11 protein-coding genes are annotated in these 12781 nt (G+C 68.2%); 1 reads left to right on the forward strand and 10 read right to left on the reverse strand.

The annotated features are described in order from the left end of the window. Positions 1–127: 127 nt before the first annotated feature. From QUE68_RS20875 to QUE68_RS20920, 10 genes are read right to left on the reverse strand one after another with little or no spacing between them, the layout of a single operon-like run. Positions 128–745, reverse strand: a complete 618-nt coding sequence (locus tag QUE68_RS20875) for an FHA domain-containing protein (protein WP_286274352.1) — start codon at positions 743–745, stop codon at positions 128–130. Further along, the gene (locus QUE68_RS20880; protein WP_286274353.1) at positions 745–2040 is read right to left on the reverse strand and encodes a VWA domain-containing protein; all 1296 of its coding nucleotides are present in this window, start codon (positions 2038–2040) and stop codon (positions 745–747) included. Before QUE68_RS20880 ends, QUE68_RS20875 begins: the two co-directional genes overlap by 1 nt. Beyond that, the gene (locus QUE68_RS20885) at positions 2037–3065 is read right to left on the reverse strand and encodes a protein phosphatase 2C domain-containing protein (RefSeq protein ID WP_284228160.1); all 1029 of its coding nucleotides are present in this window, start codon (positions 3063–3065) and stop codon (positions 2037–2039) included. The genes QUE68_RS20880 and QUE68_RS20885 overlap by 4 nt, the downstream gene beginning before the upstream one ends. After that, positions 3062–5281, reverse strand: a complete 2220-nt coding sequence (locus QUE68_RS20890) for a serine/threonine-protein kinase (RefSeq protein ID WP_284228161.1) — start codon at positions 5279–5281, stop codon at positions 3062–3064. Before QUE68_RS20890 ends, QUE68_RS20885 begins: the two co-directional genes overlap by 4 nt. Then, entirely contained in the window at positions 5278–6417 is a 1140-nt protein-coding gene (locus QUE68_RS20895) for a hypothetical protein (RefSeq protein WP_286274354.1), read from the reverse strand. Before QUE68_RS20895 ends, QUE68_RS20890 begins: the two co-directional genes overlap by 4 nt. Before the next feature lie 5 nt (positions 6418–6422). Next, positions 6423–7385 carry a glutamate ABC transporter substrate-binding protein gene (locus QUE68_RS20900; RefSeq protein ID WP_284228163.1) on the reverse strand — a complete coding sequence of 321 codons (963 nt, stop codon included), beginning with the start codon at positions 7383–7385 and terminating at the stop codon, positions 6423–6425. Then, entirely contained in the window at positions 7382–8644 is a 1263-nt protein-coding gene (locus QUE68_RS20905; protein ID WP_286274355.1) for a hypothetical protein, read from the reverse strand. Before QUE68_RS20905 ends, QUE68_RS20900 begins: the two co-directional genes overlap by 4 nt. Positions 8645–8671: 27 nt before the next feature. Further along, complete coding sequence (nagA, locus tag QUE68_RS20910) at positions 8672–9826, reverse strand: N-acetylglucosamine-6-phosphate deacetylase (RefSeq protein ID WP_286274356.1); 1155 nt, start codon at positions 9824–9826, stop codon at positions 8672–8674. Further along, positions 9827–10612 carry a glucosamine-6-phosphate deaminase gene (gene nagB / locus QUE68_RS20915; RefSeq protein WP_286274357.1) on the reverse strand — a complete coding sequence of 262 codons (786 nt, stop codon included), beginning with the start codon at positions 10610–10612 and terminating at the stop codon, positions 9827–9829. It lies immediately after the preceding gene. Continuing rightward, positions 10613–11083: a PTS sugar transporter subunit IIA gene (locus QUE68_RS20920; protein ID WP_286274358.1), complete on the reverse strand. Its 471-nt coding sequence runs from the start codon at positions 11081–11083 to the stop codon at positions 10613–10615. Positions 11084–11198: 115 nt separating this feature from the next. Between QUE68_RS20920 and QUE68_RS20925 the strand changes: the two genes are divergently transcribed. After that, positions 11199–12770, forward strand: a complete 1572-nt coding sequence (locus QUE68_RS20925; protein WP_284228171.1) for a PTS transporter subunit EIIC — start codon at positions 11199–11201, stop codon at positions 12768–12770. The last annotated feature ends 11 nt before the right edge of the window (positions 12771–12781 follow it).

A 12781-nucleotide genomic window follows, 5' to 3' on the forward strand; every position in this document is an offset into this window, starting at 1 on the left:
GAGCCGGTAGACGCGGTCGTTGAGATCCACTATCGAAGCCGCGCGATGAACCCAGCGCGAGGCGCGGTGTGCAGAAACCCGGTCGACATCTGCATCAGGTTACTGATCATGGGATCGGGACCCCGAATCACGGACCCACTTCGATCTTGATGGTGGTCCATGCACCGACGTGGATGCGGTCGCCATCGGACAGGGGCGTCTCCACGCCATTCGCCAACAGGTCCTCGCTCTCGTTCAGGCTGGTGCCGTTGGTGGAGCCGAGGTCGGTGATCGTCGGACCGGTGTCTCGGACGCGCAGCACCGCGTGCTGTGTGGACACGCCGCGGTCGGCGGGTTGCAGACCAAGGTCGATCTCGGGCACCACCCCTTGATCGCGGTTGTGCCGTCCGATCAATGCGGTATCGCGCTGAAGCTCGATCCGGCGCTCGGGGAAGAACTCGGGAAAATCGACGCTGTCCGGTCCCCCGCGGGCAACGACGCGCTCGTAGAACTCTCGGTCGGCGGTCACCACCGCCGTCCAGGTCACGGTTGCCGAGACGGGCGTGGCCGGAGCGGGCAGTGCTGAGTCGTGACCGCACGTCTCGCAGAAGCGTCCACTGACCGACGCCCCGCACGCCGGGCAGGCCTTGGCTTCGGCGGCCGGAGCCGACGGGACGGAGGACACCGCCGGAGACCCGATCGCCGCCCCGCACACATCGCAATAGTCCTCGGCAGTCGAGGTATGTCCTTCTGGGCAGGTCGGCATCAGACGGGCCCTTCCTTCCGTACGCGTGCTGTCTTCGTCGAGCGCGCGTCGAGTGCCATCTCGTCGGCCGCAGCCACCTCGCGTTTGAGGCGGGCGGTCCCCGTCCGCTGGTCCACCTCGATCACCTTGCCGAGTTCGGTGACCTTCTCGTCGTTACCGGACTCCACGGCCAGTTCCATCGCGCGCCGCAGCTTCGCCGTGGCCGTGGCGACGTCCCCTTCCCGGCGCGCGGCCAACCCCTCCTGGACCGCATCGGCCAGCTCGGCCTGCCCGGTGTAGTGCGCCACTCGACGATTGATCCGCGCCGACAGCGCCGTGTCACCCGTCCATAGCGCGTTGACGAGGCCCTGCCCCAGAACCTCTTCGCCCGCAATGACACTCACCCGGGCGGCCAGCTTCTCCTTGCCTGCCGCCGCAGGGTCGACGGTGACCTGAACGTGGTAGTCACGGTCCTCGGCTCCCCAGGAGCCCAGCGCGTACTCCCCGATCTGCGTACCCGCGTCGACACGCCGCTGGGTCAGGTCCTCGACGGTCGGGGCGACCTGCTTGACGAATTCGACCGTCGCACCTGCGGGCGTCCACAACCGCAGCGTCAGCTCCGGGATGGACTTGCCCATCGACGTCCGCATCATCGCCGCGAAGTCTTCGGCGAGGTCCTCGGCATCGGCGACGATGTCCACGGTCCCCATCAAGGCCGAGGCGATCGAGCGCAGCTCGTCCACTCGCCAGGCCGTACCCACCCCACGGCAGTCACAGGTGAACTCGCCGACGCTGAGCGCGATTTCGTGTTGCAACTGCTCGGGGGTCTCGTGCTCGTCCTTGCCATCGGTGAGCAGGATGGCGTGCGTGAGCGCCCCCGGGTACTGCCCAACGATCTCGCGGACATAGGCGAGCCAGGTGCCCATCGCGGTGCCGCCGTTGGGCCGCAGACCGTCGACCGCTCGCGTCGCCTTCGCCTTGGTCGCCTCGTTCGCCCGCGTCGGCACCCCGTCGGTGGGATACACGGCGACGGCCTGACCGGTGCCGGCCACGATGATGAAGTACGTGCCGTCGCTGAGTTCGTCGATGGCGGCGACCGTGGCGCGCTTCGCGCCGTCGAACTTGCCCGCCGGCTTGAGCATCGACGTCGAGCAGTCGACGATGATCGCCTCCACGCGTTCGGCGGGAGCGGCCGCCACCGCGGCCTCGCTTCCCACCGTGATGCTGACGATGGCATCGACCGTCCCGGCACCCTCGGGGAGATAGGGATTGTGATCGACGTCAACCGAAATACCCTGTTGCGTAGATGAACTCACTTAGATCCTCCGATCGGGATCACCACGACGGTGATGTTGTCGCTGCCGCCCGATTGCAGGGCGTGTGCGGTGAGTGCGCGCGCCGCCGCAGTCGGCTCGGCGCCTGAGCAGAACCGGGCGATGTCCGCGGCGTCGGGTAGGTAGTTCCACAGTCCATCCGAACATAGAAGCAGCGATCCGGGTTCTACGACGGTGATCGTCCGAACGCTGGAATCCGACCAGGGTTTGGCCTCGGAGTCGGCGCCCAGCCATCGGGTGATGGTGTGCGCACCGCCCAACACGAACTCCGAATTCGGTGCGGCACCGGCGGTCATCAACTCCTGCGCCACTGAGTCGTCGACCGTGAGCTGTTGCGGTAGCCCGGGCGGGTCGGGCAGCCAGTAGGCCCTGCTGTCGCCGACATTTCCCACCGTGATCTCTACGGCGCCACCGGCTTCCGGCGCGACGGCGGCACCGGTGTACGTGCAGGACGGTGCGTTCGCCGGGTCCAGACCCGCCCCGGCGTCCGTGGCCGCCCTGGTCGCCTCGACGAGGCCGGCGACCACCGCCGCGTGCGTGGTGCCGGCGGCCGCCAGCACGGTGAGCATGCCCTCGACCCCGGCCTTGGACGCGGCGGCCGATGCCACCTGTGGTTCGCCCGAGGTCGACACACCGTCACAGACGACGACGGCGAGCGCCTCCTGCCGACCGGGAAGGCCGGTCACGGTCCCCGCCGCAGCCGCATCCTCGTTGCGCTGATGGAGCAGACCGCGGTCGGTGACGAGCACCGCCTCACCCAGCCGCGCTTCGTCACGGTCCGGCGCAGTGCGGCGGTGACCGCATTCACTGCAGTACCCGTCGGAGAAGGTGCCGTTACCGCATTCGGTGCACGCACTCTCGACCGGATCACTGCGCGGTATCGCGACGCGGGTGAGGGTCGGTTCGGGCGGCGCGTCGAAGAGTGGACCCCCGCAGCTTTCACAGAACCGGTCCGACGACCCCACCGGCGTGGCGCATCTCGGGCACGCGGCCGGCTCGCCGCTCATACCCGGGTCCGCGGCCTGATCGCGTTGGCCTTCTCGACCAACTCGATGCGCTCCCACACGCCCGACGACTCGCGCGCCAATTCGCGGTAGCAGCGCTCCATGCCCGTGCGCACCCCTGATTCGTGGAAGTCGCCCCCGAGCAGGCGCGGCGACGTGGACTGCCGCCCCGGCAGCAACCACTCCAAGGCGGCACTGAGGACCCGCAGGCGGATCGTCGCCCGCTTCGCGGTGGATTCGAGGGTCAGAGCCCCGGCCCGCCGGTCGACGTCGAGCAACGTCTGCTCGTCCAGATCCTTCGACGTTCGACCCTCGAGCAGGATCTCGATCGCGGTAGCCCCGGCATCGGTGAAATGCGCCGAGGCCGCAGGAATCTGGTCCAAGGCGAAGACTGCGCCTGCGCGGTCACCCGTCCGCTCCCGTTGCCTGGCGAGTCCGAACGCGGCACTGACGTAACCCTGGTCCGTCCGCCACACCATCTCGTAGTAGCGCAGGGCATCCTTGCGGGCCCCGCGAAGCTCCGCGGTCGCGGCCATCGCCAGCTTGGGGGCGAGCTCACCCGGCAAGGTGGCCAGGACGGTGTCGAAATCGGCTGCGGCATGACCGAGTTCATCCTCGAGAAGGGCGCACTGCCCGCTGTACCACGCCAGCCGCCAGTCACCGGGGATGACGGAGCCGAGCTCGGCGAGGCGCGCACGGGCGTCCGCCACGGCACCGAGTTCCAACGAGGCCCGGACCAGCCGCAGCGGGATCTCGACCGACGTGCTCCTACCCCGGTCGGCATCGCCGCGCGCGAGGTTCAATGCTTGCTCGAGTTGCGCGGGTGGGGTGCCACTGGTCGTCGCCAGCAGGGCGGCACCCGGATCGGTCGGATCGACCACGGGAACGGGCAGTGCCGCGATCACCCGGGCAGGTTCGACCGGCACGTTCAAGCCGGCGCCGTACACCTCGCGCTGCGGGCTGAAGAAGGTCGACTGCCGTGGCTGCGCGACACCCGTGTCGGCGGAGACGATCTCGTGGAGTACGCCGGTCAGCTGGTCGGCCATCTCCTCCATGGAGGCGAAGCGCCGCAGCGGATCCGGGTCCGTCGCGCGAACGATCGCCCGGTACAGCGATTCGTACTTCGCGAGCACGGGCACGGTGTCGGGGCCCGGCAACTGGTCGACGAAGCGGCCGTGTTCCTGTGGCACATCCATGATCAGGACCGCGAGAGTGCGTCCGACGGTGTACACGTCGCTGGCCACTGTCGGGCCGGTCTGCGCGATCTCCGGTGCCTGATAGCCGGCGGTCCCGAAGATCGCACTCTCCTCGTCGTCCATGGCGATGACGGCGCCGAGGTCGATCAGCTTGAGCTGCTCGTCGGTCTGCATCACGTTGTCCGGCTTGAAGTCGCAGTAGGCCAAGCCTTGGGCGTGGAGGTAGGCGACGGCCGGCGCGATCTCGACGAGGTAGGCGACGGCTTGGTCCGGAGGAAGTGGACCGTTGTGGGCCTTGCGAATCTGCTTGAGCGACGTGCCGCCCACGTACTCCATGACGATGTACCCGACGGGTGCCGACGCCCCGGCATCCAGGTGCTCGACGAAGTTGTAGATCCGGACGATGTTCGGGTGTTCGACTTCGGAGAGCGTCAGAACCTCGGCCGCGGCGGCGGCCATTGCATCGGCGTCGGTGGAATTGATCAGACCCTTGAGGACCACCCAGCGGTTGTGGACGTTGCGGTCCACGGCCAGATAGATCCAGCCGAGTCCACCGTGCGCAATGGCGCCCTGCACCTCGTACTGGCCGCCGACCACGTCACCGCGAGACAGCTTGGGAACGAATGAATATCGCGTCCCGCACTGAGTGCAGAAGCCTTCGAGCCGTCCGGAATCACCGTTACTGCTCCGTCCGACGGGCTGGCCGCAATCGGTGTTGCCGCAGAACCGACTTCCCTCCGGCACCTTGGCGTCGGTCAGGATGGCCGCAGCCGGATCGCCCTTCGGAATCCGCGGTATCGACACGATTCCGGCGCCCAACCGGCCGCGTGTACTGGACGACCTCGAGGATCCGGTTCGCGCCGAGCCCACCGATCGTGCGGTCGGCCGACTGACGGCGGACTGCACCGTCGGCGGGGCGGGCGGCGGGGTGGGCACCGACCCCGGCGGCGGCGGGGCCGTGCCGCAGACGTCGCAGTAGCCGTCGACGATGGTCCCGGCGCATCCCGGTTCGGTGCACGTCATCGCACACTCCCCTGCTTCTCGGCGAGCAGCTGCTGGTAGTCCGCGACGACCCTGGTGACGGCACGGAGGTCGCACGGCTGCCGGTGTAGCAAGCCGGAGGCAATCCTGCTGCACGCCAGGAGGTCTCGATCCTCACCGAGATCCAGGCGCGCCGCCTTGGCCTGATACGCCGTGAGCCGCCCCTTGAGTTCGGTCCGGCGGTCCAACAGACCCTGTGCGAGCTCCTCGTCCTTGGCGACGACATCGAGGGCCGCGGCGATTCGACGTCTTAGCGCGCGCAACGCAGCCGGATCCGGCGCCGTGATCGCACCGAACTCCGCGCGCAGGCTCGGCTCGGCGTCCTCGTGCCTCGGTAGCGGACTCGAGACCACGTCACGCTCGGCCCGATCGCGGGTCTCCACCAGCCGGTCGAACGCCGCCCGCAAGACGTCGAGTCGGGCCGCCGTCTCCTCGAGCGCAACAGGCCAATTCGCCCGCAGCGCAGAAAGTTCGGCGAGATCGGACGACCGTCGTTCGACCTCCTCGGCGATAACCCGAATCCGTTCCTCGATGTCCACGAGCGACAGGGAGAGCGGATCGGTCGCCGACGCGGCCAACAGATCGGCGACCTCCTTGGGGTAGGCCGCGCCCGCGTCGTCGAGTCGCTGCTGCAGCGGCGCAAGGCGGTCGGCGATCAGCGAGTTGATCCGGTCGACGTCGTCGAGGAACGCCGCGACCGCGGGGTACGCGTCACGCATGTCCGCTGCCATCTCGGCGAGACCGACGTAACCGACGGCCTCACCGGGACCGGTGATCACCCGCTTCGCCAGGGGGATCTGCTCCCGGGACACCTCGAGCGGGCGTTCGCGCAACCATCTGGTCAACTCGACGCGGTCGTCCTCGTCGAGTTTCGATCGCCGGGCCCTGACCGCCTTGGCGGAGGCGAGAATCGACGTCATCCGTCCCATGGCCTCCCATAACCCGTCGAGGGACTTCTGCACCTCCGCCCACCGCTGAGCGGTCGCGCCCGCGGGGGAATAGCGACGAACGTGCTGCAGCCCAGGATGATTGTCGAGTTCCAACAGTGTTGCCGAGGCGGCGTTCACCTCTTGGGTGCGGGCCTCGAGCTCGCGATCGATCTCATCAGTGGTCAACATCGTCGTCAATCCTGATAGCGCGCCGTCGGCGGACCGGGTGACGGCCCGAGTGACTGCAGGTTTGTTTCATACAGGCGCTCCCACGTGCCATCCTCGCGCATCTGCTCGAGGGCACCGTTGACGAAGCGCACGAGGTCGGGGCTCTGCAGCTTGATCCCGATGCCATACAGCTCGTCACCGATGCTGGCGCCGACCAACTCCAGGTTCTTGCGATCCTGCGCCAGCAACCCGGCGAGCACCACGTCGTCGGTGCTGATCGCATCAACCTGGCCCTGTTGGATCATGACCAGGCAGTCGGTCCACTGGCCCACTCCATACAGCGTCGGCCGAGGATCGAGTGCATACAGGGCGGCCAGTGACGTCGTACCCTTCACCGCGCACACTCGCTTGCCGGAAAGATCTGCAGCAGTTCGGATTCCAGAATCCCTGGCGACGAGGATCCTCTGCTCGGCAACGTAGTACGGGGTGGAGAAGGCGACTTTCTGCTTGCGGTCGCAGGTGATCGAGTAGGTCCGCACCACCACGTCGACCTGACCTTCCTGCAGTGCCGTCTCCCGTTGTGCCGCGGTCACCACCCGCAGATCGACGCGGTCGGGATCGCCGAAGATGCTGCGCGCGAGTTCGCGCGCAAGGTCGATGTCGAAACCCTCGAGTTGCCCGGTGGCGGGATTGCGCGAGCCGAATAGGTTGGTCGACTGATCGACACCCACGACGAGGCGACCCCGGGCGAGGATCTTCTCCATCGTCGATCCGGGGGGCATCGCGCCTGGCGCAGGCTGCGGGCCGGGACGCAGACTCGCCTCCCTCTCGCAGTCCGCGTTTCCGGCGGCCGGAGCGGCCGTCACTTCCTCAGCACCGCCCGGCATGGCGTTCACGGGTGTGACGGTGACCGCCTGTGGCGCTTCGGGATTCCCACACGCAGCGGTGAGTGCGAGTACGGCGAGCGCCGCCGCCAATCGCGCCCTCACAGGAACTCCTTGAGCCGGGGCCACAGACCTGCGATGGCTGCCGCGGCAGCGATCACCATCAGCACCAACGTGCCCGTCGGACTCCACGCCAGGCGAGTCGCCGCCAAGGAGACGTCTGCGCGCAACCCCGTCCGGGTCTGTTCGATGGCCTCGCCGACACTCGATTCGACCGCACCGAACTGCGCCGCCGAACCTCGCGGATCGCTCCCGATCGCCTGCGCGAGGGCCGCCGGATAGTCCCCGCTCTGATAGAGCTCCACCTGTTTGCGGTGGCTGGCGGACCACTCGAGGACGCCGTCGGCCGCGGCCGCGGGTCCCTGGGCTAGCAACGCGGTCAGCTGATCAAGGCGTTCGTTGAACGCCTTCTCTCCCGCGGTGATGTCACCGCGGGAGATGAGCTGCAGGGTCTCGTCGGTCCTGGCCTTCTGCGCGAGGACACGCGCGTTGGCGAGCTGCTCGAACCGCGCGGTGCCCTCGGTTCGACTCCGTTCGACGCTGCTCGCCGCGAACCGGTTGGCCACCACGACCCATGCCATGACCAGCAGTATGACGCCCGCGGCTGCCACCAGGCCCCTGTTGAACTGGCGATTCGTCCGGCCGACCAGGATCAGCGAGCCGACGCCGACCACCACCAAGGCGATCAATAGGAGCACCAGTCCGACGATCGGCAACGATGCGACTGCACCCTGGTCCTCGTCGAGCGCGGCGAGGGCTCCCGCGTAGACCCGCTCGGCGCTGGGCAGCATCGAGGTCTGCATCAACGAGGAGGCTTCCCGAAAGTACGCCGCACCGACCGCGAAGCCCTGCCGGTTGTTGGCCCGCGCCGACTCGACCTGACCCGTATAGGAAGCCAGCTCGACCGAGATCTGCGCGAGTGCGGTACGGGTCTGGGTGTCCGTCGCGCCCAGCGTGGCATCGGTCAAGGCCCCGGCGGCGTCGGCAAGGGCTTGCTGGTAGCGCGATCGCATCGCCGCCGTCTCGAGCCCGCCGGACAGGTACTCGGTCGCGGCAGCGGCATCGGCGGCCGACAGAGCGGCGTACAGCTTCTGCGCCGAGTAGGCGAACGGCTCGGACCGGTCGAGAATCGACGTGCTCTTCGCGATCCGGCTATCGAGCTGACCCCCGACGACGACACCGGCGAGCACGCAGGAGGCCGCGACGACAACCGCGACGAGTCCGACCACGCCGGGCGTCGTCCTGGCAAAACGCCGCAACCACCCCGCGGTGGCGCGCGCGCCGACTGCAGGCGTATTGGTCATCTCGTCACCCCCGGCCGCATCGTAGCGTCACACGTTCTCGGCCGCGGGTTCCACGACCCACGCCCCGCGGCGCAGCACACCCGCCACTGCGAGCTGCGAGTCCATCACCACCGCGTCGGCGCGGGCGCCGGGGACGAGTCCGGTGCAGGACAACCCCAACGCCCTGGCCGGATTGAGCGACGACTGGCGCACCGCCATCTTCAACGCCTCGTCGCGGGACGACCCGCCGTGCTCCACGGCGAACCGGAACAGCCGGTCCATCGTGGCGGTGCTTCCGGCGATGGTGTCGGTACCCGCCACCCTCGCCACGCCGTGGACGACCTCCACCGCCAATGGCCCCAGGTGATAGCGACCGTCGGCCATCCCCGTCGCCGCCATCGCATCGGTCACCAGCGACACCCGGTCGGGTCCGGCGCTACGTGTCACGTGCCGGTAGATGGCGGGGTCGACGTGGACGCCGTCGGTGATCATCTCGACGGTCACGCGCGGGTCCTCGAGGAGCGCGATGATGGGACCCGGCTCGCGACGGTCGATGGGGCGCATCGCGTTGAACAGGTGCGTGCCCACGGTCGCGCCGGCCGCGATCGCCGCCCGTGTCTGCTCGTAGGTGGCCTCGGTATGGCCGACGGCCACCGCGACGCCTGCCGCGACGAACTGCCGGATCGCCCCCAGCGCGCCGTCGCGTTCCGGGGCGACGGTGACCATCCGGATCGCACCGTCGGCCGCCCCGAGGACGCGGGCGATCTCCGCGGGATCCGGATCACGCATCAGCGACGGCTGATGGGCACCGCACCTCCTGGTGGACAGCCACGGCCCTTCAAGGTGGATGCCGTCGATCAGGCCGCCGCGAACGTCCTCGGCCAATCCCCTTACCTGCCTCAGTAATTCGTCGGGGCCAGCGGTGACGAGGGAGGCGACGAGCGCGGTGCTCCCGTGCCTGCGATGCAGCTCGACCACGGTAGCGGTGTCGCCGTGGCGGGCGGAGGTGAAGTTGGCTCCCCCGCCGCCGTGCACGTGGGTGTCGACGAAGCCGGGAATCACCGTCACCGCCCCCAGATCCCGGTCGACGGCTCGGGGCGCGGCACCGCTGCCCACCGCCTGCACGACACCGTCGGAGATCTCGATCCACCCTGGCCGCAACAGTTCTCGGCCGGTCAGCAGGGTGTCGGCGGTGATCAGCACTCAGATCCCCTGCCATCCCGGCTTGGCGAGGTACGTCTCGCGGTAGTAGTCGACGAGCTGCAACCGACGGGCCGCGGCGTCGTCGAGCAGCACGGTGACGTGGGGGTGGTGCTGCAGGATGGTTGCCGGCCACATGGCGCTGACCGCGCCCTCCACGAGGTGGTGCACCGCTTCGGCCTTGCTGCGGCCGGTGGCCACCAGCACCAGGTGGCGGGCCTCCATGATGGTCGCGAGCCCCTGCGTCAAGCAGTGCGTGGGTACGGATTTGACGTCGCCGTCGAAGAATCGCGCATTGTCGATGCGCGTCTGCCGCGTCAGTGTCTTGATCCGCGTGCGAGACGCCAACGACGATCCCGGTTCGTTGAACGCGATGTGCCCGTCGGTCCCGATGCCCAGGATCTGCAGATCGACGCCACCCGCGGCCCGGATCGCCGCCTCGTAGGCGGCGCAGGCGGCCAGGATGTCCGACGCCACACCGTCCGGGCTCTGCACGGCACCGGGAGCGAAGTCCACGCGAGACACCAACACCTGGTCGATGACTGTCCGGTACCGCTCGGGGTGGTCCACCGGCAGGCCGACGTACTCGTCGAGGGTGAAGCCCATGGCATGCCGGAACGACAGCAGGCCTGCATCGCAGCGCCTGGCCAGTTCGTCGTAGATCGTCAGGGGTGACGACCCGGTGGCAAGGCCGAGGACCGCGTCGGGCCTTCGCTCCAGGAGGGCGCCGATCGCGTCGGCGGCGATGACGCCGATCTCCTCGGCATCCCGGCAGACGATGACTTCCATCTACTTGCTGGCGATGAAGAGGGCTGTGCCCGAGGCGATCTCGGCACCCTCGAAGACGGCCTCGGAGGCCACCACGTTCCCCGCCTCACGCTCGTCCATCACCACCACGGGAACGATGGGATTGAGGCCCTTGGCCACGATCGCCGGGACGTCGTAGGTGATCACCAGCTGACCGGCCGCCACCTCGTCGCCCTGGCTGACGTGGGCGGTGAAGCCCTCACCCTTCAGCGCGACGGTGTCCAACCCGAGGTGGACCAGGACGCCGACACCGTCGGCTGTCATGACGATGAAGGCGTGCGGGAGCAATTTCAAGATCTTGCCGCCGACGGGGGCGACCGCCTCGACCACACCGTGTTGGGGGTCGACGGCGGCGCCGTACCCCACCATGCCCTGGGAGAAGACGGGGTCGGGGACGTCGTGAAGTGGTACCGCGCGCCCGGCGACGGGGGCGAGGACGTGCGTCGTACTCATGCGCCCAACAATACGAGCGCAACGGCAACTCGGTCTCGTGTTCACGGGTTCTCGTCTAAGCTTCGGCGGCAGCTTCGGCGGTAGGCCACACTGCGGCGGAGGAGGGGGACCGGAGATGAGCGGTACGACGGAAACTAAAGGGGCGCAGAAGAAGTCGGGGATGCGCATTCCCGGGTTTGCGCAACTGCAGCGGCTGGGCAAGAGTCTCATGCTGCCGATCGCGGTGCTACCGGCGGCGGGAATCCTGCTCCGGCTGGGTCAAGACGATCTGCTCGGCCGGATCAAGGCGCCCGTCATCGGACCCTTCTTCCAGGCGATGAGCGCGGCCGGTGATGCGATCTTCAGCAATCTTCCGCTGCTCTTCGCGGTCGGCGTGGCGATCGGATTCGCCAAGAAGGCCGACGGCTCCACCGCACTGGCCGCAGTAGTGGGCTATCTCGTGGTGCAGGCCGTGTTCAAGACCATGTCGCCGATCGTGCTCGCGGGTGAGGTCGACAAGGCGGGCGAGCAGGCCCAGATCAACTACAGCGTGTTCGCCGGCATCCTGGTCGGCCTGCTCACCGCCTGGCTCTTCGACCGCTACCACACCATCCAATTGCCTTCGTATCTCGGCTTCTTCGGGGGTCGGCGGTTCGTCCCGATCGTGGTGTCGCTGGCGTGCCTGTTCCTAGCCTTCGCCATGAGTTACTGCTACCCGCTGTTCGACGCGGGCTTGACCGGACTCGGCAAGTTCATCGGCGGCTCGGGCGCCATCGGTGCCTTCATCTACGGGTTCGCCAACCGCATGCTGATCCCGCTGGGCCTGCACCACATCGTCAACTCGTTCGTCTGGTTCATCTACGGCGACTACCAGGCGCCCGACGGCAAGGTGGTCACCGGCGAGCTCACGCGCTTCGCCGCGGGCGACCCGTCGGCCGGGATCCTCACGTCGGGTTTCTACCCCATCCTGATGTTCGGCCTGCCCGCCGCCGCGCTGGCCATGATCCACGTCGCGAACAAGAAGCAGCGCAAGGTCGCGGTCGGCATCCTCTCGGCGGCCGCGCTGACCGCGTTCCTGACCGGCATTACCGAGCCGCTCGAGTTCGCGTTCATGTTCGTCGCCTTCCCTCTGTACGTCATCCACGCCGTGCTCACCGGGCTCTCGCTGGCGATCGCCTACCTGCTCGACATCCACCTGGGATTCTCATTCTCCGCGGGCCTGATCGACCTGCTGCTCTACGGCACCGCCCCCGCAGCGAAGAACATCCCCCTGCTCATCGGCATGGGCGTCGTGTTCTTCGTCGTCTACTACGTGCTGTTCCGGTTCGCGATCACGAAGTGGAACATGCGGACGCCCGGCCGTGAGCCGGAGACCGAGTTCGACGCCGATGAACGCGCCAACCTGGGCGAAGCGGCCGATTCCGCGACCACCGTTACGGCCGGCGGCGCGGCGCTAGCACCCGCACCGACGGTCACCGACACCCGGGCCGAGCAACTCATTGCGGCGTTCGGCGGCCGGGAGAACCTCGTCAACGTCGATGCCTGCATCACCCGCCTGCGCATGGAGGTGGCCGATACCTCCAAGGTGGATCAGGATCGCCTGAAGAAGCTCGGGGCCGCCGGTGTCATCGAGGTGGGCAACAACGTCCAGGCGGTATTCGGCACGCAGGCGGAGGCGCTCAAGAACGACATCGTCGACATCCTGTAGTCCTCGACGGT

It is taken from the genome of Mycolicibacterium sp. TUM20985 (assembly GCF_030295745.1).
Classification (GTDB): Bacteria; Actinomycetota; Actinomycetes; order Mycobacteriales; family Mycobacteriaceae; genus Mycobacterium.

Bases quoted from the DNA above. Each gene is read 5' to 3' on its own strand.
- QUE68_RS20890 (WP_284228161.1), bottom strand. From the start codon at position 5,281: ATGACGTGCACCGAACCGGGATGCGCCGGGACCATCGTCGACGGCTAC.
- QUE68_RS20925 (WP_284228171.1), top strand. From the start codon at position 11,199: ATGAGCGGTACGACGGAAACTAAAGGGGCGCAGAAGAAGTCGGGGATG.
- QUE68_RS20905 (WP_286274355.1), bottom strand. From the start codon at position 8,644: ATGACCAATACGCCTGCAGTCGGCGCGCGCGCCACCGCGGGGTGGTTG.
- QUE68_RS20885 (WP_284228160.1), bottom strand. From the start codon at position 3,065: ATGAGCGGCGAGCCGGCCGCGTGCCCGAGATGCGCCACGCCGGTGGGG.
- QUE68_RS20895 (WP_286274354.1), bottom strand. From the start codon at position 6,417: ATGTTGACCACTGATGAGATCGATCGCGAGCTCGAGGCCCGCACCCAA.
- QUE68_RS20920 (WP_286274358.1), bottom strand. From the start codon at position 11,083: ATGAGTACGACGCACGTCCTCGCCCCCGTCGCCGGGCGCGCGGTACCA.
- QUE68_RS20875 (WP_286274352.1), bottom strand. From the start codon at position 745: ATGCCGACCTGCCCAGAAGGACATACCTCGACTGCCGAGGACTATTGC.
- nagB (WP_286274357.1), bottom strand. From the start codon at position 10,612: ATGGAAGTCATCGTCTGCCGGGATGCCGAGGAGATCGGCGTCATCGCC.